Raw genomic sequence first — 24,001 nt, 5'->3', positions numbered from 1 at the left:
CTAATTTCATTTTTTCCGGATCCCAGTTTATAAATTCATTCTTTTTATAGCTTTCATTACATAATAAAGCCGGTGCGGCTGCACGGAACCCAAAAGCAGGATCTTGGGCTACCGAGCCATTTTCACGAATTGCCATAAAGAAATTGGCAAAATGGTCATAATGCGCTCCTTTGTAGCCATCTTCTGCCCGGTAAACGGTTTCTAAAGGTGGAACCAGTTTTTTACGATCTGGCCTGCCTGAATTTTCTTTTGCTTTTTCTGCCAGGAAAGGATCATCACTTCCTCCACCGGCATTACGCCTTAAGATAAGGTTATCCCAACCTATGTCCATAGAACCCTTACTTCCTACCAGTTTTAAGAAAGTACTTCCGCTGGTACCGTCAACAAAATTACAACGCAAGGAAAGGTTAAATGCCGGGTGTTGTTTTGTATCGGGGTAATCAAACATTCCTAAAAGTACATCCGGTACTTCACGCCCGTCATCCCAGTGGCGCAATCCACCGGTTGCCGCAATTTTATTGGGGCCATACGAATTGGTAATAAAATGAAGACTGGAGAATAAATGCACAAATAGGTCGCCGGCCATACCCGTACCGTAGTCAAGGTAATTTCTCCATCTAAAGAACCTTAAAGGGTCAAAAGGCATGTCTTTGCTTATAGAAGTATACTTCTCCCAATCTACGGTTTGGGTAGAGGCATCTTTGGGGATTGGATACTGCCAGGCACCCAAGGCCGAATTCCTGGCCCAAAAGCCTTCAGCATAATTAAGCGTTCCTATAGCACCAGCTGCCAATAGTTCTCTGGCCTTTTCATTACCCAAAGAAGACATTCCCTGGCTACCTACCATGTAGATTTTTCCAGATTTCTTCCAGGCTTTTATGATATCGTTTCCTTCTTCTACACTATGTACCATTGGTTTTTCACAGTACACGTGTTTACCTGCATTAAGCGCATCAACACTCATTTTTTTGTGCCAAAAATCGGGGGTGCCAATTATTACCGCGTCAATATCACTGCGGTTTAGCACTTCTTTATAATCTTTGGTAAGGAACAAACTGCTGCCCCAACGTTTTTTAGCATCTTCTAAACGCCCATCGTATAAATCACATACGGCCACAAGTTCTATATTCTCGTGTTTTAATGCCGTATTGGTATCGGCAACACCCATTCCCCCGGCGCCAATTAAAGCGATTTTAAGAACTTTGTTTGTTGAAGTTTTTGCAGCTCTATTCAATAAATTTACTTCTTTCGCTTCTGCAGCAAAACTGGACGGGATTACGGCCGCAGTTGCGCCCACTATTCCTAAATTCTTAATAAAGGAACGTCTGTTATTTTTCATTATTTAATAGTTAATTGATTAATTGATTTTCGGTATTATTATTCTTTGAAAATTATATCGAATTCAAAATTTTCGATATATACATAAGTAGGTTTCGAATTTATAGAAAAACTCTTTGAAATAAAAGATGTTGTTTTGTTTTCATACAAAATTTATCTTTTATATCAGTTTTTCTTCTTTTTTATAAAACAGGCCAATATTCTATCATTATTGGCCTGTAATTATCTTATTATTCTCGATTTAGAAAGCCAGTTTAGTACCCTGGGTTTTGGGTTAAGGTTGGCTCTCCATTTGAGTCTAAACTCAAATCTATTTGTGCTTGTGGAATAGGGTAGTATTCGCTTTTGCCCGAAATAAACTTACCGCCTCTAACATCGGTAGTTATTTTTCCCTGATAGTCGAAATAAGCGTTTAAGGTCTCTTCGGCAATTCCCCATCTTACCAGGTCAAAAAAGCGATGTCCTTCCATGGCTAATTCAAGTTTACGCTCAAAATAAATAGCCTCTAGCGCATCTTCTTTGGAAGAAAATTCAGAACTGGTATATAGGCCAATATTATAATTAGCTGCATTTTCTGCATCATTAAAACCAGTTAAGGGACTGTTTTCATCAATATACTTCTTTAAGAAACCTTGTGGGTTTGCAGCCCGCTCCCGAACTCGGTTTACATATTGCATGGCCAGATCTAAATTTCCGGTTTGTGCTTCAGCTTCAGCAGCCATTAATAAGACATCGGCAAAGCGAATAATATGAACATTAATTGCGGTACCTGGTGCCCATGAGCTTTGATCACTATATAAGTCTTGTGTGGCTTGCCAGTAAATATTCTTTTTTGGAGCATAAGGTCCACCGTAAGATTGGTCTCTTATCCAGGTAGCACCGGGATGGTGTCCCCAATCATGATATGGTATTCCACGACGGCCTACCGTCCAGTCCAGACGTGGATCTAAAGAGCCTGTATAAGGTGTGAACGATGCATCTGAAGCTACACCCATATCACTTTTTACAGGATTCTGGTTATAATTATCTAAATATGGTAAACCACTGCTTTCTTGCGTTTTATAAGAGTTTACTAAGTTTTGTGTGGGCTGATAAAAACCGCAGCATCTAAATGGGCTGTTATAAGGGAAATTAAGCATGCCCCCCTGGTTAGAATTTGTAATAGTGCTAGTACCATCATTGGCTACCATCTGTACATCAAAAACCGTTTCGGCGTTATTCTCGGTTTCGGCATCAAAGTTATCTTTAAATTCTGCAACAAGATCATACTTTTCCCCGGCCGAATTTGTGCCAGATTCAATTACTTGCGTGAATATTGTTGAAGCTTCAGGAAATTTTTCCTGGTATAGGTATGTTTTTCCAAGGTAAGCACGGGCCGCCCATTTATTAGCACGTCCAAATTCAGATTGAGTTCCAGGTAAATTATCGAATGCAAACTGAAAATCAGCTTCTATATTAGGCCAAATATCGGTATCATTGGGTTGCTTGGGATTCTCAGTGTTCTCATCTATCCAGGGAACCATATTAAACATCTTTTTTAACTCGAAGTAATAGTGCCCTCTTAAGAATCTTGCCTGCCCGGCTATGTTGTTTCTTTCGGCCTCACTGATGTCTTCTACGTTAGCCAATAATTTTAAAACATTATTGGTACGCGTAATTCCTTCATAAGCTGCGATCCATTTAGTATTGTAGAATCCGTTTGAAGGATTTGAAATAAATTTTACAATTTGGTCTATAGCGGGCTGATCTCCTCCAAAACTTCCTTTACTGGCTAAACCACCGGCAACGGCTCCATACACCCAGTTATCTGATGCAGACTCCCAGGGATTTCCTCCACCGAGGCCCTGCCCATCTAAGGCAGCGTAAGCACCAATTAGTAATTTTTCTACACCTTCTTTGTTGGCTACTACATCTTCACTTAATGAGCCCAATGCGGGTTGGTCTAAAAAGTCGTCACTACAAGACCCAAGACTTAGCGAAACCATAACCGCCAAAAATAAAAGGCTTAAAATTCTATATTTTTTCATAATTATTGTTTTTATCATTATAAACTAGCGTTAAGTCCAAATATCAATTGTCTTTGATTAGGGTAGGCACCTTCATCAATTCCAAAACTTACCGATTCTCCAGAAATTTCCGGATCAATACCAGAATAACCAGTGATAGTAAATGCATTAGCCATTTGTACATAAAATCTTAGCTTAGAAATTTTAATGGCATCTAACACAGAATTTGGCAAAGTATATCCTAGTTGGATTTGTTTAGCTCTTAGATAAGAACCATCTTCAACAAAATAAGAGTTGGGAACATCTGCCAAGCTAAATGAACCAACGGTTTGTTGAATAGGAGCACTTGCATTCATATTATCTGGTGTCCAGGAATCATAAAGAGCAGTAGAGCTCTTTGCACCATTAAAAGAACTGTAAAAATCGGTAAACCATTTAACATTGTTCCAAATATCGTTTCCTTGAGAGCCGTATAAGAACATACTAAAGTCCCAATTCTTGTATAAAAGTTCCAGGTTTAGTCCGTAGGTGAAGTCAGGATTTGGATTTCCGATAAATGTACGGTCTTCAGGGGTTATTTGGTTGTCTCCATTAGTATCTGCATAACGGAAACGCCCTACCGCCACATCAGATTGGTACGTAGTGTTTTGGTTACCTGTACTTTCTCTCGCTGCTGCATTGGCCTGGTCTATTTCTTCTTGTGTATCCCAGAAGCCATCTACTTTATAACCAAAAAACTGACTAACAGAGCCTCCTTCGGCATTTCTAATTATAGAACTACCATTAAATCGGCGACCTTCCAAATCAAAATAGTTTATACCATCGGCAATTTTAACAATTTCGTTATTATAACTTGTAAAAGTAACCGAAGTGTTAAATTGAAGGTCGTCAGAAAGCGTAAAATAAGTAGAAAGGTCTAAATCAATACCACTATTGGTCATTTGGCCAACATTCACATAAGGTACTGTAGCCGATCCAACGGTTGCCGGTAGATTGGGATTGTACAAAAGATCGTTTATATCTTTACGATAATAATCAACAGTTAGTTGCAGCGTGTTATTGAATAGGGTTGCATCTATACCAACATTTGCATTTATATTCTTTTCCCATTCAGCATCTGGATTTCCAATTCTTGATTGCTGGAAGCCTTCAGAAGTACTTGACTGACTTCCTGTAATTGCATAAAATGAGGTTTGATTATTACCGCCAAAGGTTGTAAATGAGTTGGCGGGATCTACGTTTATCTGATTACCCATTATACCATATCCGGCACGTACTTTAAGATCATCTATCCAATTAGATTCAAAGAAACTTTCATTACTTACGTTCCAACCGGCACTGGCAGCAGGGAACCAACCGTACTGTTCGTTTAAGAATCGTGATGACCCATCCCTTCTTATGGTTGCACCAAATAGGTAACGATCATCAAAGTTATAATCTACCCGGCCAAATACAGAAGAAAGCGCATTGGCATATTGTGAACTATAATTAGTTTGGGTTCCTGAACCGGTATCTAGCGTTACGTAATCTGGATCAAAAGAGAAATAGGATTGTGTAGTACCACCTACTTCACGGCCTTTGTTTTGATAAGCTTCTGTACCCAATACTGCGGTTAAATTGTGTAGATCTGCAAAAGTATTTTTATAGGTAAGTGTGTTGGTCCAGGTCCAGTTAAAATAGGTTTCAGCACCTTCGGTGTAAGAGTTTACCGAGTTGTTTTCAGCGTTTTCGTATGCTGGAAAAACAAAAGAGTTAAAACTATTTGAGAAATAATTTCCACCAAAAGTTGTTTTAAAAGTAAGACTTTCCAAAAAGTCTATTTCTGCAAAAATATTACCAAATAGCTTATTGGAAACTCCTCGGTTATTTCTCAATCTATCTAACATGGCTACCGGGTTAAAGGCATTACCCAAGCCCTGACCAAAAGAGCCTGCATAATTGCCTCTAATATCACGTACCGGGATAATAGGTTGTTGCCTAAAAGCCATTCCTATGGCGCTTCCTTCTGAAAGTGCACCAATTTGTGGATTTTCCCTAATGGCAAAACTTAAGTTTTCACCAACCCTAATATTATCTGTGATATTAAATACACTATTTACACGCATGGTGTAACGCTTCAGGTAAGTATTAGCCAGGGTTCCTTCTTGATCAAAATAATTAAGAGAAAATAAGAAACTTCCTTTTTCACTACCATTGCTAACCGAAAGGTTATGACTGGTAATTGGAGCAGAATTAAAAATCTCCTGAAACCAATTGGTTCCTTGCTTGTTTGCTTCTACAATTCGATAAAAATCATTTAGTTGAGCAGGATCGGTATAGTAAGGATCTACATTGTATAGAGATTCATCAACCGTATTAGCACCCACCGGGGCAATATAATTTGGTAAAACAGGTTGTGCACCATCTCCATATTGTGGATGATCTATAGCTACGTCTGGATTTGTATTTCTTATGGCTCTAAAAGTAAGATCGGCCATTTCCTGAGAAGAAAGTATATCCCATGGATTGCCTTTTTGAACCATTTGTGTGCCGTAGTAGGCATCGTAATTTACAGATAGTCTGCCTTTCCCTTTTTTAGTGGTAATAATAATAACTCCATTGGCAGCACGAGAACCATAGATAGAAGCAGAGGCAGCATCTTTAAGTACCTGCATACTTTCAATATCATTTGGGTTAATATTATCTATACTCCCAGTAGGGATACCATCTACAACATATAATGGCGTGTTGTTTCCAAATGTATTGGAGCCACGAATCTTTACCTGTGGGGCTTCACCTGGTTGGCCTCCACCTGTAATACTAACACCCGAAACCCTGCCTTGTAATTGACTGGTAACCTGTGCGTTGGGTTGTTGTACCATTTCATCTACTTTTACAACAGATACAGCACCGGTTAAATCTTGTTTACGTTGTGTTCCATAACCAACCACAACAACTTCTTCTAAAGCAGCTGCATCTTCTTCCAGAACAATATCGATTTCGTTACGACCGTTTACATTTACTTCTTTGGTAGCGTAACCAACATAACTAACCTGTAAAACGGCATCCTCAGGTACTTCAATAGAAAAATTTCCATCAAAATCACTCATAACACCATTAGAAGTGCCTTTTTCCAAAATATTAGCAGCGGGAATTGGCATTCCTGTTTTGGTTTCTGTGATAGTACCGGTAACCGTAATGGTTTCTTGAATATTGTTAGAAATTGGTGTAGCAACAGATTTTTTCGAATTATTGGTTAGAAAAATTTGTTTGCCATAAATTTCATATTTGGTGTCTGTACCTTTAAAAATTTGGTCTAGCACAGCAGGAACTTTTTCTTTATTTACCGTGATTTTTACCTTTCGTGATAGGTCTACATCTTTAATTTTATAAACAAAGTGGTATTCGGTTTGGCTTTCTATAAGGTCCAGTAAATACGACATTTCTGCGTCATCCAATTTTAGGGATACGGTTTTCTGCGAATAAGTGTTATTGGCGTGCAATCCAAAAAGACTTATTAGGAAACACAAAATGGTGAGTTTCATTTTCAAATTAAATTTAAACAAAGCAAGCAGCTTTGCTAGTCCATAAGGTGATTTTTTCATACTTTTAAAGCTTAAATATTTGGTTGATACTCGTTATTTAATCGGCCATATTTTGTAGCGGGGAATGCTCTAACATTCCCCGTTTTTGTGGCTAATTTTCTTGTTATAGTTATTAATTCATTTTATTTGTTTTTGGGTTAATAATAAATTTTTTATCACATTCTTGAGTGTATTCCAGTCCATAGGTTTTTTTAAAGTATTCCAGGATATTGAGAATAGATTCCTGGCCAAAACTGGCATTAAACTTCTCTTTAGCGATTGCTTTGTTTTTGTTTATAATGCTTACTCCAAAATGACGTTCCATTTTCTTCAATATATCTTCAAAACTCATATTTCTAAATACCATCCTTCCTTCCATCCAGGAAGTGTAGATAGATGGGTCTACTTCGCTAATTTTTAAATCACCAATGTGTTTCGTAGTAGAAGCTAGCTGTCCCGGTTTTAAAATTGATGGTTCTGCTTTATTTTGTTTTGTATGCAACTGTACAGCACCTTCTACTAATACTACAGCTGCGGTGGTGTCTTCTGGATAGGCTGAGACATTAAATTCGGTTCCTAAAACACCAATTTCGAGATTTTGGGCACTAACTTTAAAAGGACGATTTTGGTCTTTTGTTATTTTAAAAAAAGCTTCACCAATAAGAAATACCTCTCGTTTGTCATTTCTTGAGAAGTTTACAGGGTATTTTAAAGAAGAGCCCGCGTTCATAAAAACCAGACTCCCGTCTGATAATTGTACTTTAAAACGTTTACCGTTGGGAGTCTTTAAAGTGTTGTATTCAACTTTTGCTGAAGCCGATTCGTGTTTGTTGTATACCAATAGGTCTCCTCGCTGCCCACCTATCACTTTTCCATTAGGTTTTGTTAACTGAAAATTTCCTTTTTGCGATAATCCTGTAAGCGTACCATCTTCATGCTCCAGGATTATAGAATCTTCTGCAATTGGAACTTGATTTACCTCTTTTGGCTTTGTTAAATATAGAAATAGGGAGCCGCTTAAAACAGTAATAAAAATGGCAGCTATAGATGTAAACCAAACTTGCTGCTTTTTAGGTCTTTGTGGGAGGCTATATGTCTTTTGATGATAAATTCTATCTTCGATTTCGGCATAAAGCTTATCTTTTGATTTTCTACGCTCATTCTTTTCTAATACAATGTGCTTCAATACTTCTTTTGCTTCGGGAAGTGCCTGCTCCTTAGGATTTTTTTGGAAATAGCTTATTATTTGTTCTATTTCCTCTTCACTACAACGATTTCGTGAGAATTTAAACAGTAAGCTTTTTATGTATTTTTTTTGGTTCATTAAATAGTCGGGTTGTAGTTAGAATACAATTGAAAAGCTAAGGACTACTATTCAAGTTGTGAATTTTTTTAGATTTTCTTTAAAAATTCTTAACAAATAGAGGTTGAAGTCAAGTATAGTAGGGCTTAGGCTGAAATGTTAAAATTTAATAGTTTGATGAAATTATGACTGAAGATTGATGATTTTTTAATGGCACCGCCAAAGGAAATAATACCACGAGTCTTGCTTAGAAATTAAAAATTTGTTTCCAACGAATGCTTCGCGGGCTTGCTGCGCGGTAGTTTACTGAAAGTCGCTTTAATATATGGATATATCCAATAATTACACTTTTTATTTATTTTACTCTTAATGAGAAAATATTTAAAGAAAGCTGGTTCGAATATGGAAGTAGATATAATACTTTTAAGGAGATTCTCTAGCAATTCCACAGCAACGCCAATAAAAATGCTATATCGCCATGTAGGCTTAGAAATTCCCGAATATTCCCTAAAGCTTTGGTCATTTGATTTTTGACAGTATTTGCCGAAATATTTAACTCATCACTTATCTCTTCATAACTTTTCCCTTCTTCCCTCGACATTTTAAAGATTAGTTGACAGCGTGGCGGTAAAGAAGTGATGGCGCGTTCACTTAAGTTTTTATATTCTGCTTCAGTGAGGTTAATGTCTGTTGGTTTATGGGATTCTATACTTTCATAAAAAACCCTGTTCATCAATTCACGATCGTTAGCTGCTTTTTTTAAAAAATTAAAAGCCAGATTGCGGGCTATGGTAAAAATAAAGGCTTTAAAAGATTTTTTAGGCTTTAAAAGATGTTTGCTTACCCAAACTTTTATAAAAACATCCTGTACAATTTCTTCAGCTTGTACATCTATTTTCACTAAACTTTTTGCATAATAATATACGTCTTCCTGATATCTATTAAAGAGTACCTGAAAGGACGCTTCATCCCCAGATTTTAAATGTTCTACTAAAACATGATCGCTATTATTTTCAATTTTAAACATATTTGCGCCCAAGGTGATTATGTTTATTAAAAGTTTGTTTAATTAGCTTTATGTTATTTAAATGATAGTTGCTTGCGAATTCCGTCAGAATATCAGATAATTTTTTAAATATAAATTAAATTAATGTAATTTATTTGAATTATCTAGATCTTTTTGTAAAAAATTATAAAAGTTTAGCTGGGAATGGAGAAAATTGGTTTTTAGAAGGTGTGTTTTGTAGTTTTAGGAGAGTTTATAAGTATCTGTTAGCAAAATGAATAAAAAATTACTGCTTCCTGGAGATTTTATAAAGATTCGTCAATGCAAATTAAACGGTTGCCAATTTCACTAATAACTAAAATTTGAATTTCTTTCCAGGTGCTTCCTAATTATGATAAAAACTATTAGTTTCTACTTATCTTTGTTATAGAAACCATTTGAAGATGATACAGGAAAGTATTTCTATAGAAGAAAAGTTAAATGAACGTATAAAGGAACTCTCCTGTCTTTATCAGGTTTCTACGGCTATTAGAGAATATAACGGCTCTTACCAAGATACCTTAGGGACTATTGTACAAATTTTAAAAAATGCCTGGCGATTCCCAGAGCTTGCTACTGTGGAGATTCAATATGAAGATTGCCACTTAACTTCAAATCCAATTCCCTTAAAAGCTTACTCTCAAAAGAGTATTATTCAAACTTCCGAAAAACCAATGGGCTTTATTAAGGTTCATTATCCGGCTTCAGATTTGTCTAAAGCGCATTTTTTGGTAGAAGAGCAACGTTTGCTAGATAAGATCGCCTATGAGATTGCTTTATTTTTTGAACGCCAAACTATAAAAACCCAGGAAGAACTTTTAAAGAAAACAGCGCAAAGAAACGATCGTTTATCTATTTTAGGGGAAATTACCGCGGGGATAGCCCATGAATTAAATACTCCTTTGGGGAATATTCTTGGTTTCGCCGAATTTATAGAGGAAAAAAGCAAGGGGGCACAAATAAAAAGAGACGCACAAAAAATTATAAAATCGGCTATGTACTCCAGGGAAGTAGTGAAGAAACTTATGTTCTTCTCGTGTGATATGCCCCAGGATATTAAACAAATTGAAGTTAAACCGGTAATTAGTCAGGCGCTTTCTTTATTGAAACCTAATTTTAAAAAAGCGAATATAAAGTTTGAATTTCTTATTGACGATCCCGGTTTAAAGGCGCAGGTAGATCCTATACAATTAACCCAGGTTTTCTTTAACCTGGTAATTAATGCTATTTATTATTCTCCTGAAAATTCGAAAATTGTGATTGCTATTCATAATACGAAAACACACTATACCATTGAAATTGCCGATACGGGAAAAGGGATAGATCCAGAAGTAAAAGATAAGATATTTGAACCTTTTTCCACTACCAAACCTTTGGGAGAAGGTTCTGGTCTTGGCTTAAGCGTAGTACACGGAATTATAAAAAGCCATAGGGGTGAAATTAGTATTGCTGATAATGTGCCAAATGGAACCATCTTTAAAGTTCAATTACCATTGAAATTCTAATATGTCTATACGTAAAGAAAACTTATTAATAGTTGATGACGACTACGATATGCTGGAGATCCTGGACAGGCATCTTGAGCAGGAAAATTATCATACCTATAAAGCAGGATCTGTATTAGAAGCAATAGATATTTTAAAGCATAGTGAGATTGATTTACTGATAACCGACTTGCAAATGCCTGGAATGAATGGGATGGAACTGGTAAAATATGTAGATGACCACTATACTGAAATCCCAAAACTTGTAATTACGGGATTTCCTTCTATTGATAATGCCCTCACAGCCATAAAATCTGGTGCTTTAGAGTATTTACCAAAACCTTTTACAAAAAACGAATTACTTACTTCAGTTAAAAATTCACTTATTAACCGGGCTTCAAAAGCCCCAAAATCCAGTCTGGCAACAGGTGCGAGAAATAATTATGCGGGGATGATTGGAACTTCAGCTAAATTTGAAGAACTGGTTGATGTTATTGAAAGAGTGAAAAATAATCGTGCTACTATTTTAATAAGAGGGGAGAGTGGTACGGGAAAAGAGCTGGTTGCGAAGGCTATTCATTATAAGGGTTCTTTTGCCAGCAATCCTTTTGTGGCTGTTAATTGTGGTGCTATACCAGAAAACTTGTTAGAATCAGAATTGTTTGGCTCTGTTAAGGGGGCTTATACCGGTGCTTCAGAAACACGCGAAGGATATTTTCAGGAAGCTAATGGAGGGACTATTTTTTTAGATGAAATAGGTACAGCATCATTAGCCGTACAGGTTAGGTTGTTACGTGTACTTCAGGAAAAGGAGGTTAGGAAAATTGGCGATAGAAAATCAGAAAAACTTCAGGTTCGGGTTATTGCCGCAACAAATATAGAGTTGCGGGAAATGGTAGAAAAAGGAACTTTTAGGGAAGATTTATATTATAGGTTAAATGTAGTGGAGATCCTAACTCCTCCTCTAAGGGAGAGAAAAGAAGACATTGTACCACTAGCCAAAACTTTTTTGGAGAAGTACCAGCGTGATTATGGTAAAAGCAATTTAACCTTATCTAAAAAGGCAGTCGAAATTTTAAACCGCTACACCTGGCCCGGCAATATTAGGGAACTTGAAAATGTAATACAAAGGGCCATTATTATGTGTGAGCATGAAATTTTACCACAAGATTTACCGGCTTCCATAAAATATAAAATTCCTAATGTAGATGAGGAGTTAATGGCCTTAAAAGAGGTAGAAAAAAAACACATTCTAAAAGTACTTGCAGCGGTAGACCAAAATAAATCCAAGGCTGCAGAAATTCTTCAAATAGACCGTAAAACTTTACGGGAAAAGATTAAATAAAGCTCTGGGTAGTTTTCTCCCGTTCGGGGAGTTTCTTTTCATCCTTAAGAAATTAAATAATTATTTTTTATTTTCTAATACACTCAAAATCAATACATTGATATTTATTAGCCTGTTGTAGAATTAATTGGGCACAGCTTTAGCTTTAGTACCCTGCAAAATGCAGATTCTATGAATATAGCTGAAATGGAACGACCGGCAATTTTGGAAGAAAGTGGAAAGGAGATACAGCAGGCAGGTAGTGAGCTCTTTAAAACGCTTTGTTTTAATTGCGATTTGAGGCACCAGTGTACCTGGAAGGAAAACAGAAAGATGTATTGTGAACATTTCCAATAAACTATAAATATGATTGCTACAAAAAAAAATAAACAGAGTATGTATGATACGGTTATGAAACAGTTTAATAAAACTGCCGGTATCATAGATTTAAATCCAAACATTAAAAAAATACTGGAAATAACCAACAACGAGATTGTGGTTCATTTTCCTGTAAAAATGGATAACGGTAAAGTAGAGGTTTTTACCGGTTACAGGGTGCAGCATAATAATGCTTTAGGCCCTTATAAGGGAGGCTTGCGTTACCACCCAACGGTAGATGTGGATGCTGCCAAGGCACTTGCCATGTGGATGACCTGGAAAACTTCTTTGGCCGGTTTGCCTTACGGGGGAGCTAAGGGTGGAATTCAATTAGATCCCAGAGATTATTCTGATGCCGAACTAGAGAGAATAACACGTAGGTTTACGTATGCATTAGGAGAAAATATTGGGCCGGAACATGATATTCCAGCACCCGATGTAAATACCAACGCACAGACCATGGCCTGGATTGCAGATACTTATATGTCTACAATTTCAACCTCAGAACGTTCTCAAAACCAACATGTGGTAACGGGAAAACCTGTAGGATCTGGTGGTTTGGAAGGTCGTGATCGCGCAACCGGTTTTGGTGTTTATTTAACTACTAAAGAGCTCGTAAAATCTCGAGGAGAATCATTAAAAGATAAAACCTTTATCGTTCAGGGTTTTGGTAATGTGGGCTATTGGGCTTCAAAATTTTTAATAGCCGATGGAGCAAAAATGATTGCTGTACAGGATGCCCATGCTACTATATTTGATGAAGATGGCATTTCTGTAGACAAATTATTTGAACACTCAAGCCCTAGAAAAGGTTCTATTAAAGGTTTTGAAGATGCCAGGGAAATCGAACCAGCCAATTTCTTCGGGCTAGAATGTGATATTTTAATTCCGGCCGCCCTTGGGAATCAAATTACAGGAGATAATGCCTATAAAATACAGGCCTCTATAGTTGCCGAAGGAGCTAATGGCCCTACAAACGAAGAGGGAGAAGCCATATTGTTAGAAAAAGGTATTACTATTATTCCAGATATCTTATGTAATTCTGGTGGGGTAATAGGTAGTTATTTTGAATGGCTACAGAATAGAAATGGAGAGCTTTGGGAACTGGAAGAAGTGATGCAAAAATTAGAAAAGAAATTGCTTCAGGTATTTAAAAAAGTTGAAAGAGCAGTTGAAGAAAGAGATACAGATTGGCGTACGGCCGCTTATATTTTAGCAATTTCAAGAATAGAGACCGCTTATAACCAACGTGGTATATTTCCTTAATTAATTGTAGCAGAGAAAATGAAATATGATGTTATTATAATTGAAAAGGTAGAGTATGAGCTTTTAAAACGAATTGTTTCAATGGCGCATTACTACAAAGATAGTACTTATCGTGCATCTATAGAAAAACTAAAGAATGAACTGGAGCTAGCCAAAATTGTAAGTGAAAAAAATATGCCCAAAGATGTGGTGCGATTTAATTCCAAGGTAGAAATCGCTACTCCGTTTAGTGTAAATAAAACCTATCAAATCGTTACTCCAGATCAAAGTAATATAAAAGAAAATAAAATTTCAATTCTGGCACCTATGGGCTTGGCCTTATTTGGCTATGCAGAAGGAGATGAAGTAGAATGGGAGTTTCCTACCGGTAAGAATTCCATCAAAATTATTGGAGTTGAACAAATACCAAAGGAAATAAAAATATAAAAATAGTGGAAAATGAATGAAAAGTTTCAGGAACATTATGGTGAAGAAGAAATACAAATTTTAAGCATACAATCTGAAGCAGAGGATTGGGAAGATAATTTGATTTTTATAAGCGAGGAAATTAATTTCTTTGGAAACATATTAGAATCGGGAAAGAGCAGTTTGAATATTGATATAAACTCTGAAGATGCTTCTTACCTTAAAGAACAACTTGACTTATTAAATAAAGCTAATGAACATCATTTAACTGCATTTTTTGATTATAAAAATAAGCTGGAAGGTTTAAAGGAGTGCGATGATGTACAATGCGAAAACTTTTATTTAAAAGATCATTTAATTTTCAAGAATTCACTGCGAAAACATTTTAAAGATTTACGGAAACTGAAGCTTCTAATCTTTAAATTTCTAAAAGTTAGTTTCAACTGATTTTAAATTTGACTGTGTTTGGTTGACTAATTTGGGGCGGTTTTTAATCGCCCCTTTTTTATGGTTAAAAAAACTATGGAGGAATAATAGAACAGAAAAAACTCACAGTACCGCTAGCAGACTGGAGCACTTGTAACCTAAAAACAAAAAACCCCGTAAATCCTAGGATTTCGGGGTTTTTGATTGAGTTTGGTACTCAAAAAGTGGAGTCGGAGGGAACGACCTAATTATTATTGTTATAGTGTTTACAGTACCTCCGATATGGTCATAAATTATTGGTCACCGGATTGGTCTCGTTTTAACAAAACTTAACTTTTTAAATGAAAAATAGTATATTTTTTAGTGCTTTTTGATTTATTAGTATTCATTATTTAAAGAAAAAATAACCATAATCGACTAGTATTGCGAACGGAGGCAACTTAGGGCCAAACGATCTCCGGGAGTACTTAGATTATCGGGAGATTCCAGACAATTAGATCAATATACCGGGAAAGCTCAATAGCATTTTTGAGCAGAAACAATATTTATATAAATTGAGCAGAAATTAGCAATAATATTCGATTATAGAGTATGAAAAGCTCGAACCTAAGAGGATGGAATCAAGCTATAAAACTAATTCTTTGCAATTCGGGCCTCGGTTTATATCCACCTAATTATTGTCCTGGCATGTAAGTAGAACTAATTTCACTATTTAGCAAAACAAGAGTGATAGCATTAGTCTTTTACCAATTGTGTTAGGCATTTTAGCTTCAGTATAACTATAATCGCTAATTACTAGTGTTTAGAAGTAAGCCGTTAGATACTTGGTTATAAAAAAACCTGCAACACTTAAGGTTGCAGGTTTTTTAAGTAAAAGCGTTCAAATTATTTCAGCATCTTGTATAATTTTTCGGATGCTTTATTAGAGGATGCAGGATTTTGTCCGGTAATTAAATTTCCATCTTCAAGCACGTGCTCTTCCCAGTCTCCAGATTTGGAATAAATGCCACCGTTTTCTTTCAGCATATCTTCCACTAAAAAGGGGACAACTTCGGTTAGTTGCACCGCTTTCTCTTCAGTGTTAGTGAAACCAGTAACTTTTCTTCCTTTTATTAAGGGTTCTCCGTTTTCATTTTTTACCTTTTTAAGCGCAGCAGGTGCGTGACATACAAAACCTAATGGTTTTTTCTGCCTGTTAAAAGCCTCTATCAATGCTATAGAAGTCTTATCGTCTGCAAGATCCCAAAGGGGACCATGACCACCGGGGTAGAATACAGCGTCAAATTCTTCAGTTTTAATGGTATCTAACTTTATGGTATTTTCAATTATATTTTGAGTTTCAGCATCTTTGTAAAAACGCTTTGTATCCTCAGTTTGTGCATCTTCACTTTCACTGTTTGGATCAATAGGGGCCTTACCTCCTTTGGGTGTAGCTACCGAAACATTAACTCCTTTGTCTACTAAGTTGTAATATGGTGCTGCAAACTCTTCAATCCAAAATCCTGTTTTTTTACCTGTGTCTCCCAATTTGTCGTGAGAGGTTAATACAAATAGTACTTTCATATCTTTAATTTTTTTCTTGTTCGATTAAGTATTTGAAATTTCTTAACTACCTACTGCTTTTTCAATTGGAGTCTCACCATCAAGAATTTCAAAAACCTGATTTTGCTTTACATTATCTTCAAGAACCTCAACAAGCGTGCGAGCTAGATTTGCTCGGGATATACTTTCTTGTTTTTCTAATTTATTCATTAGTTGAATTTTGCCTGAACCTTCTTCATTGGTAAGTGCTCCAGGTCTAACTATTGTATAGGCTAAACCGCTTTTTTGCAGATAATCGTCGGCATTCCCTTTTGCTTTTAGATAATCTTCAAGCTCTCCACCAATACTGGGATTGTCTGCGCCCATAGAGCTAAGCATTACAAATTTCTTAACTCCTGCATTCTTAGACGCATTGGTGAAATTTTTGGCTCCTTCCTGATCAACTCCCTTAACATTTTTTCCACCGGAACCGGCAGCAAAAATCACTTTATCCGCACCTTTTACAGCTTCATTTAGATCTTTCTCTAAATCTCCCAAAACGGCTGTTACATTTTCGTTTTCAAAATGCTCTTTCTGATCCTGCTTTCTAACCATTGCGATGGGCAGATATTGATCTGATTTTTTCAATAAATCAATAATAATTCTTCCGGTAGTACCGTTTGCACCGGCAACTAATACATTTTTCTTTTTCATAGCTATTTTCTTTTTATGTAATATTTATAATCTAATAAGGAATTCAAAGCATATTAGGTTAAGCTTATAATCACTTTTCCTTCTGCTCTTCCGGTCGCCAGGTATTCATAAGCATCAATTCCATCTTTAAAATCGTAAATAAGGTCCACTGTGGGCTTAATATCTCCCGCTTCCACCATGGTTTTAATTTCATTTAACTGAGCAGCATTAGGCTGCATCCAGGTGTGTTTATAAACTACCGATTTCTCTTTGACAAGTTTTGATAATTCTTCAGGCAATTGATAATTTGGTATTCCCATAATTTTTGCCGAATCTTCATCTGGCGGACCTACGATTGAGGTTACAACTCCACCTTCTTTTGTAATTTCAAAAGCCTCAAGCGTATAATAATCTCCCAAAGTGTCAAAAACTATATCGAGATTATTGGCAACTTGTTTGTAATCTTCTTCTTTATAATCGATCACTCGGTCGGCTCCTAAAGCTTTTACCCAATCTACATTTTTAGAACTGGTTGTGGTATAAACAATAGCTCCCTTTGCTTTGGCGTACTGAATTGCAAAACTACCCACGCCACCGGAGCCAGCGTGTATAAGAATCCTGTTATCTTCTTTAATATCTGCTTTCTCTAAAGCCTGGATCGCGGTGATTCCCGTTAATGGTAATCCTGAAGCCTCTTCAAAAGAAATATTTTCCGGTTTTTTAGCCACCTTATCGGCACTAATAACAGCAAATTCTGCTACGGTACCCATTTCTTCCTGTGGCACTCTGGAATATACTTCATCACCAATTTCGAAATCACTAACATCAGTTCCTTTTTCCGCAACTACACCACTAACGTCAAAACCTATAGTAACCGGTAAGTTTAAAGCGAGCAACTCTTTTAGTTGCCCCTGAGCTATTTTATAATCGATAGGATTTATTGAAGCAGCTTTAACCTCCACTAAAATCTGGTTGGAATTTACCGAAGGTTTTTCGATCTCATTAATTGATAAACTATCTTTAATTTCTCCGTATTTTTTTATCTGAAGTGCTTTCATTTTTGTTTTATTGTTTTTGTGTTAATAAATTAGTTGTCAGTAAGTTAATCCTTGCTATGCTGTTTTTCTAAAAGAATATCAGACCATTTATTCAGTGTGTCTTTTAAAAGCATTATTTCTGTTACCGTTACATCTTCTGTTAATAAGGTGTTTAAAAGCTTTTCTGGAATTGGGGCAGCAGTGTTTTTTAGCGCTTTTCCTTTATCCGTGAGTTGAATAAATACACTTCTTTCGTCTTTTTTTGAGCGTTTGCGCTGTAGCAAATTCATTTTCTCCATTCGTTTAATCAGGGGAGAAAGGGTATTCGTATTTAGTAATAATTTTTCTCCAATCTGATTAATCGATAATTCATCTCTTTCCCAGAGCACCAATAATAACAGGTACTGGGGATAAGTTAACCCCATTTCTTCCAGATAGGGTTTATAGGCCTTTGTTATTAATCTGGAAACCGAATAAATAGGAAAACAGATTTGATTATTTAATCTTAATTGCTGATCGTCCATAACATTTATTTTTTCGAATTTCTCCAGGCTTTCCAGGCACCCGAAGACCAGAGTGCCCAGGCTATAAGAACAGGCTGAAAGAAAAGGCGTATTAGTCTTGCCCTGTCGGAATCTAAAGCGCCAAAGCCATCTTTCCCATCTAAATATTGTGCCACGTTACCGGGAAAAATTAGTACAAAGAAAATTGCCAATGCCCAGCCCATAATTGCACGTTGTCTTTTCCAAAAAAGTAATGCCAGCCCTAAAATCATTTCAACTATACCAGATAAGATCACTACCAGATTCTTGCTCAGGGGTACCCAATCCGGCACCTGTGCCTGGAATTCTATCCTGTTAAAGCTTAAATGGCTAAAGCCTGCATAAATCATAAACAGGGCTAGTAACACTCTAAAGATATTTTGTGTTAACGAGGTTTCGACTTCTCTTTTCATAGCATTTTTTTTATATCGCGCAAAATTAAATCGTGTGCGATACAAAAATATGTAATTTTAAATAACTAGCTATCCTAATTAGCATTGTATTAACTTATTGCAGATAGAAGGTGCTAGAAGATTAAGATCAGATCGATTAAAAGTTTAAACGCTTTTCAAAGCAGATCAGGGAAATTTAATTCTGTAGGCTGGCCTAAAAATGAAGGCTTCACTGGTTTTCAGTAAACATCTACTCTTTTCATAATTACTGTTTAAAGTTTAAAATATATTATACTTTCAAACAGCTCGTTCGTAAGGGTGTAAAATTACAAGGGGAGCTTACATTTGGAATATCTCCAATAAAGCTACTAAAGCCTTAATTGAAGAAGTCAGAAATAAAAATTTAGGAGGAACGAAGACATTGATAACTGGTGCGAAATACTGTGATTAATACCTGTATAAGGTGGAAATAATTCAATTGTTCAAAATAACAAGAAATTTCAATTAAGCTTAAATTATATGTGAAAACATATAAATTTGAGATTTATAGTAGAATTATATGGAATTACATATAATTTATTATATTTGATTGTAATTATACGTTAAAGCATATAATGGAAGAGCTTGCAGAATTTGTAAAATCACGAAGAAAAGAAGTGAACTTAACACAGGAGGAGTTTGCTGATCGTGCGGGAGTAGCATTAACTGTTATCCGTAAGATAGAGCAAAATCAAACAAATTTAAATCTGGAGAAAGTAAATCAGGTTTTAAAGATGTTTGGTCATAAACTTATGCCGGTAAGTTTTAAAGATATAGAAAGTAATGAGGCAAGCTAAGATTTTTTATGACAATATATTCTGTGGAATATTGACAGAAACCAACGATGGCACGTTTACATTTCAATATGATGAATATTACATAAATCGTTACCCTCATCAGTTCATAACTTTCACTATGCCAGTAAGAAAAAAAGAGTATAAGGATAAACGTTTATTTGCGTTTTTTGAAGGATTAATTCCTGAAGGCTGGCTATTGGATATAGCTTCTAAAAATTGGAAAATCAATAGAAATGATCGTATGGGATTACTATTAGCCTGCTGCCAAAATTGTATAGGAGCGGTGAGTGTGCAACCAATACCAGAGCAGAATGAGTAAGTGTTTATATTGCTATAAAGAAGTTACTACAGGAAAAGATTTTCACGAAGAATGTAGTCTAAAATTCTTTGGAACAAAGATAGCTCCTAAAATAGACTATTCTATTCAGGAAATGGCCAAACTAGCTCAACAAGTTGTGGAAAGAAGAATTTCAGTTCCTGGTGTGCAGCCTAAATTATCGATGTCCGTGTTGGATGATCATAGAAAAGATCAGCGCCTTACCGTAGTTGGCGCTTTAGGGGGTAATTATATATTTAAACCACCTTCAGAAGATTTTCCCGAAATGCCGGCCAATGAGCATGTAACAATGAAAATGGCTGAATTATTTAATATTGATGTTGTTCCTCATTCTTTGATTAGACTATCTTCTGGAGAGTTATCATATATCACCAAGCGAATAGATCGAACAAAAGAAGGAACTAAAATCCATATGCTAGATATGTTTCAGGTAGTGGAAGCTTTTGATAAGTATAAAGGATCTATGGAGCGTGTCGGAAAAGCGGTACTTCAATATGCAGACAATACGCTATTAGATGTTTTACGTCTTTTTGAATTAACCGTTTTCAGTTTTTTAACTGGAAATAACGATATGCACCTAAAAAACTTTTCACTGATAAAAGCAGCATATGGATGGACGCTTTCTCCGGCTTATGATTTGTTGAATGTTTCTATTGTAAACCCCGATGATCAGGAAGAACTAGCACTAACTCTTGCTGGAAAAAAGAAAAAGATAACTAGAAAAATACTAATTGACTTCGGTCTTGGTTTGGGACTAAACCAAAAGCAAATAAACGGTGTTTTTAATCGGTTTCAAAAATCAAAAAATAAAGCTATAGGCTTAATTCATAATTCTTTTTTAAGTGAAAAAATGAAGCAAGCATATATAGATGTATTAGAGAATAGTTATGAAATTCTCTTGAGAGCATAAAATAAATCAATAGTGCTAAGGAAAATGTTATATAATAATAGAATTATATTTTTATTTAAAAATATAAACTTGTATTCTTACAGCTACCCTACACAATTTACCAAACCAATTGAATAAATGAACTTAAAACTAGAAACACTAGAATCCTGGTTATGGGAATCAGCTAATATACTTCGTGGGTCTATTGACTCTTCCGACTTTAAAAATTACATCTTCGGATTATTGTTCTTAAAACGTACTAATGACACCTTTGAAGAAGAAGTGGAACTATTAATGCAGGAAGATAGTAGTACCCGTGAAGAAGCTGAAGAAGATGCCTATTTCAACTTCCCACCTGAAGCTAAGTGGGATTACCTAATAAAGGTTACCGAAAATATCGGTATTGAATTAGATAAAGCATTTGCGGCCATTGAACGTGAAAATACCTCATTGGAAGGTGTTTTGACCACCACCAAATTTGGGGATAAAGACAAGCTTTCAGATGATGTTATTAAGCGGTTATTGAGCCATTTCAATACCTATTCACTAAGAAATAAAGATTTAGAATCACCACATATTCTTGGTGATGCCTATGAATACCTTATAAAACAGTTTGCTGATGATGCTGGGAAGAAAGGTGGTGAATTCTACACTCCACGTGGTGTTGTTCAACTTATTGTACAGTTAATCAAACCAGAACCTAAGCAACGGGTTTACGACCCTACAATGGGTAGTGGCGGTATGCTTATAGAAGCCGCCAATTACATTGCAGAACAACCCGATGGTAAAATTGGGAAAAATATTAATGTTTCATTGTACGGGCAGGAAAAGAACCTAAGTACCTGGGCAATTGGGAAACTTAATATGCTACTTCACAATTTTACCGATGCCGATTTGCAAAAAGGTGATACGCTGGTGAACCCAAAGCATATAGAAAATAACGAGTTAATGTTGTTTGACAGGGTAATTGCCAACCCACCTTTTTCACAGGGGGAATGGTGGACACCTGCCGAAACTAATGTTGAAGTCAAACTCGATAAAAACGGCAAGGAGAAAAAGGTTGCTCCTAAGTATAATACTCAAGTAACCGACCCATACGGACGTTTCAAGTATGGAATCCCACCACGGGGTTATGCTGACTTGGCTTTTTTACAGCATATGATTTCGGTATTAAAACAAGATGGGAAAGCTGGTGTAGTGTTACCGCACGGTACTTTGTTTAGAGGTTCTACTGAAGGTAAAATACGTAAAGCTTTATTACAATCCGATTTGGTAGAGGGTATTGTTGGATTACCTTCAAAATTATTTTACAACACGGGTATCCCTGCTTCTATTTGGATTATCAATAAGAATAAAACCGAAGCACAGAAAAATAAGGTTGCCATAATTGATGCTAGCAATGAATTTAAAGAAGGGAAAAACCAAAACCAGTTACTAGAGAACCACGTACAGAAAATAGTTGATGCTTATGATGGCTATGCCGAAGTCGATAAATATATGCGGGTAGTAGATTTAGCGGAGATTAAAGAAAACGACTTTAACCTTAATATTTCACATTATGTTGACACCACCGAACCCGAACCAGAGGTTGATATTGTATCTGTAAAACAAACCATAGCCGACTTAGAAAAGCAAGAAGCTGAAATTGACCGAAAACTAAGTGGATTTCTAAAGGAGTTGGGGATATGAAGGTTGAAAATGAAGCACTTCCAGAAAACTGGGAATTGATTGATATTGGAAAAATTTTAAATGTTTCTACAGGAAGCAAAAATGCTCAAGATTCTAAAGTTGATGGAAAATATCCCTTTTTTACTCGTTCAGTAAATACACAACGAATTGATTGTTATTCATATGATGATGAAGCTTTACTGTTGGCTGGAGAAGGTATTTTTATAGTTAAGTATTATAAAGGAAAATTTGATGTTCATCAAAGAACATATATAATTACAGCTAAAAAGAAAAATGTTTCTTTGAAATTTTTACAAAATCAAATACAAAGTAAAATTGAAAGATTAGTAAATACATCTGTTGGTTCCACAGTGCAATCACTTAGAAAACCAATTATTCAAAATCTAAAAATCCCACTCCCACCATTATCAGAACAACAAAAAATTGCCGATATCCTAAGCACGGTAGATGAGAAAATAGAGGTAATAGACCAACAAATTACCGCTACCGAAGAATTCAAAAAAGGCTTAATGCAACGCCTACTGACCAAAGGCATCGGGCATACCGAGTTTAAGGATTCACCGATTGGTAAAATTCCTAGAAGTTGGGAGGTGAAGAAGTTGATTGATTCAGATTTAGAACTAGAGGATGGAGATAGAGGAAATAATTACCCGAAATCCAAAGATTTTAAAGATTCCGGTTACTGTCTTTTTTTATCAGCTAAAAATGTTACTAAAGAAGGTCTTAAATTTTCAACTACACAATTTATAAATAAAGAAAAAGATAGTAAGTTAAGAAAAGGAAAACTTAAAGTAAATGACCTCGTAATAACAACAAGAGGAAGTGTTGCAAATATAGGATTGTATGATGATGATAGTATTTATCAGAATGTTCGAATAAATTCTGGAATGGCAATAATTAGAGATGGAAAGAAAACTTATGATATTCAATTTCTGTATTATTTTTTCAAAAGCGACTCAATGAATTTGCAAATTGAAAGTTTGGTTAGTGGTAGCGCTCAACCTCAATTAACAATTAAAGGTTTAAAAAGTTTAAAAATACCTGTATTGAGTAAAGGGGAACAAGAAGAAATAGCTGAAATATTAAGTAATATCGATTCAAAACTTAACATTCAGCATTCAAAATTAAAAAGCTATCAACAACTTAAAAAAGCTTTGATGCAGCAATTATTAACAGGGAAAGTTCGTGTCAATAATTTAATAGAAGCTTAATATTGTTATGGAAGAAAATTGCCATTTCAACAAATTAATTGAAGATGGAAAAGTTGTGAAAATAGGAGAAAAAAAGAGCAAAATATTTTATCGACCAAGAATCAATAAATAATTAATAATTGGTTGATAAGTGGTCGATAACTATTCTAATACAATTAAAACGAAGAGGTGGAAATTAAACAATCTTTTAAGCCTATTAGTGTAGTGGGATGAGTTGTTTAATTACTAGATAATGAATGGTTTATTCAGTATATATAATTAAAAAAAATAAAATAAGCTAAAACAAAATAGTTTATCAACCACCCCCTCAATAAAT

General features: G+C 35.6%; 21 protein-coding genes. 11 read left to right on the top strand and 10 right to left on the bottom strand.

The annotated features are described in order from the left end of the window. The 5 genes from I6U49_RS14165 to I6U49_RS14145 all read right to left on the bottom strand — a co-directional run. Positions 1-1,339 (bottom strand): Gfo/Idh/MocA family protein (locus I6U49_RS14165; RefSeq protein ID WP_198629313.1); only part of this gene is annotated, 1,339 nt, incomplete at its 3' end. Between the two features lie 253 nt (positions 1,340-1,592). Beyond that, positions 1,593-3,365, bottom strand: coding sequence for a RagB/SusD family nutrient uptake outer membrane protein (locus I6U49_RS14160; protein ID WP_198629312.1), 1,773 nt, complete (start codon positions 3,363-3,365; stop codon positions 1,593-1,595). A gap of 17 nt (positions 3,366-3,382) precedes the next feature. Next, on the bottom strand, positions 3,383-6,868 hold the full coding sequence (locus tag I6U49_RS14155; RefSeq protein ID WP_232804735.1) for a TonB-dependent receptor: 3,486 nt from the start codon (positions 6,866-6,868) through the stop codon (positions 3,383-3,385). A 172-nt stretch (positions 6,869-7,040) separates the two neighbouring features. Next, positions 7,041-8,231, bottom strand: a complete 1,191-nt coding sequence (locus I6U49_RS14150; protein WP_198629311.1) for a FecR family protein — start codon at positions 8,229-8,231, stop codon at positions 7,041-7,043. A gap of 415 nt (positions 8,232-8,646) precedes the next feature. Next, a complete protein-coding gene (locus I6U49_RS14145; RefSeq protein ID WP_193712175.1) occupies positions 8,647-9,237 on the bottom strand; it encodes an RNA polymerase sigma factor in 591 nt (196 codons plus the stop codon). 422 nt (positions 9,238-9,659) lie between these two features. Between I6U49_RS14145 and I6U49_RS14140 the strand changes: the two genes are divergently transcribed. The 6 genes from I6U49_RS14140 (at position 9,660) to I6U49_RS14115 (ending at position 14,559) form a co-directional block, all read left to right on the top strand. Next, entirely contained in the window at positions 9,660-10,760 is a 1,101-nt protein-coding gene (locus I6U49_RS14140; RefSeq protein WP_198629310.1) for a sensor histidine kinase, read from the top strand. A gap of 1 nt (position 10,761) precedes the next feature. Next, positions 10,762-12,084: a sigma-54-dependent transcriptional regulator gene (locus I6U49_RS14135; RefSeq protein ID WP_198629309.1), complete on the top strand. Its 1,323-nt coding sequence runs from the start codon at positions 10,762-10,764 to the stop codon at positions 12,082-12,084. A 171-nt stretch (positions 12,085-12,255) separates the two neighbouring features. Then, positions 12,256-12,420, top strand: a complete 165-nt coding sequence (locus I6U49_RS14130) for a hypothetical protein (RefSeq protein WP_193712178.1) — start codon at positions 12,256-12,258, stop codon at positions 12,418-12,420. Between the two features lie 9 nt (positions 12,421-12,429). Then, positions 12,430-13,707, top strand: a complete 1,278-nt coding sequence (locus I6U49_RS14125) for a Glu/Leu/Phe/Val family dehydrogenase (RefSeq protein WP_193712179.1) — start codon at positions 12,430-12,432, stop codon at positions 13,705-13,707. 18 nt (positions 13,708-13,725) lie between these two features. Next, complete coding sequence (locus I6U49_RS14120; protein ID WP_198629308.1) at positions 13,726-14,133, top strand: GreA/GreB family elongation factor; 408 nt, start codon at positions 13,726-13,728, stop codon at positions 14,131-14,133. Between the two features lie 12 nt (positions 14,134-14,145). Further along, entirely contained in the window at positions 14,146-14,559 is a 414-nt protein-coding gene (locus I6U49_RS14115; protein WP_193712181.1) for a hypothetical protein, read from the top strand. A gap of 864 nt (positions 14,560-15,423) precedes the next feature. Here the strand turns inward: I6U49_RS14115 and I6U49_RS14110 are convergent. The 5 genes from I6U49_RS14110 to I6U49_RS14090 are packed head-to-tail and all read right to left on the bottom strand — an operon-like array spanning position 15,424 to position 18,744. Further along, a complete protein-coding gene (locus I6U49_RS14110) occupies positions 15,424-16,101 on the bottom strand; it encodes a type 1 glutamine amidotransferase domain-containing protein (protein ID WP_198629307.1) in 678 nt (225 codons plus the stop codon). A gap of 42 nt (positions 16,102-16,143) precedes the next feature. Continuing rightward, on the bottom strand, positions 16,144-16,773 hold the full coding sequence (locus tag I6U49_RS14105; protein WP_198629306.1) for an SDR family oxidoreductase: 630 nt from the start codon (positions 16,771-16,773) through the stop codon (positions 16,144-16,146). A gap of 53 nt (positions 16,774-16,826) precedes the next feature. After that, positions 16,827-17,810 carry an NADP-dependent oxidoreductase gene (locus I6U49_RS14100; protein WP_198629305.1) on the bottom strand — a complete coding sequence of 328 codons (984 nt, stop codon included), beginning with the start codon at positions 17,808-17,810 and terminating at the stop codon, positions 16,827-16,829. Positions 17,811-17,854: 44 nt separating this feature from the next. Beyond that, positions 17,855-18,313: a MarR family winged helix-turn-helix transcriptional regulator gene (locus I6U49_RS14095; RefSeq protein WP_198629304.1), complete on the bottom strand. Its 459-nt coding sequence runs from the start codon at positions 18,311-18,313 to the stop codon at positions 17,855-17,857. Between the two features lie 5 nt (positions 18,314-18,318). Continuing rightward, positions 18,319-18,744: a DoxX family protein gene (locus tag I6U49_RS14090; protein ID WP_198629303.1), complete on the bottom strand. Its 426-nt coding sequence runs from the start codon at positions 18,742-18,744 to the stop codon at positions 18,319-18,321. A gap of 593 nt (positions 18,745-19,337) precedes the next feature. Between I6U49_RS14090 and I6U49_RS14085 the strand changes: the two genes are divergently transcribed. From I6U49_RS14085 to I6U49_RS14065, 5 genes are all read left to right on the top strand, one after another. Continuing rightward, on the top strand, positions 19,338-19,559 hold the full coding sequence (locus I6U49_RS14085) for a helix-turn-helix domain-containing protein (RefSeq protein WP_198629302.1): 222 nt from the start codon (positions 19,338-19,340) through the stop codon (positions 19,557-19,559). Further along, entirely contained in the window at positions 19,546-19,878 is a 333-nt protein-coding gene (locus tag I6U49_RS14080) for a HipA N-terminal domain-containing protein (protein WP_198629301.1), read from the top strand. Before I6U49_RS14085 ends, I6U49_RS14080 begins: the two co-directional genes overlap by 14 nt. After that, the gene (locus I6U49_RS14075) at positions 19,871-20,806 is read left to right on the top strand and encodes a HipA domain-containing protein (RefSeq protein WP_198629300.1); all 936 of its coding nucleotides are present in this window, start codon (positions 19,871-19,873) and stop codon (positions 20,804-20,806) included. Before I6U49_RS14080 ends, I6U49_RS14075 begins: the two co-directional genes overlap by 8 nt. Before the next feature lie 117 nt (positions 20,807-20,923). Next, positions 20,924-22,474 carry a type I restriction-modification system subunit M gene (locus I6U49_RS14070; protein WP_198629299.1) on the top strand — a complete coding sequence of 517 codons (1,551 nt, stop codon included), beginning with the start codon at positions 20,924-20,926 and terminating at the stop codon, positions 22,472-22,474. Continuing rightward, entirely contained in the window at positions 22,471-23,685 is a 1,215-nt protein-coding gene (locus I6U49_RS14065) for a restriction endonuclease subunit S (protein ID WP_198629298.1), read from the top strand. Before I6U49_RS14070 ends, I6U49_RS14065 begins: the two co-directional genes overlap by 4 nt. The last annotated feature ends 316 nt before the right edge of the window (positions 23,686-24,001 follow it).

This window comes from Salegentibacter maritimus, assembly GCF_016236915.1.
GTDB classification, from domain to species: domain Bacteria; phylum Bacteroidota; class Bacteroidia; order Flavobacteriales; family Flavobacteriaceae; genus Salegentibacter; species Salegentibacter maritimus.
The sequence above is the reverse complement of the archived record's forward strand: the minus strand, read 5'-3'. Positions and strand labels throughout refer to the sequence as shown.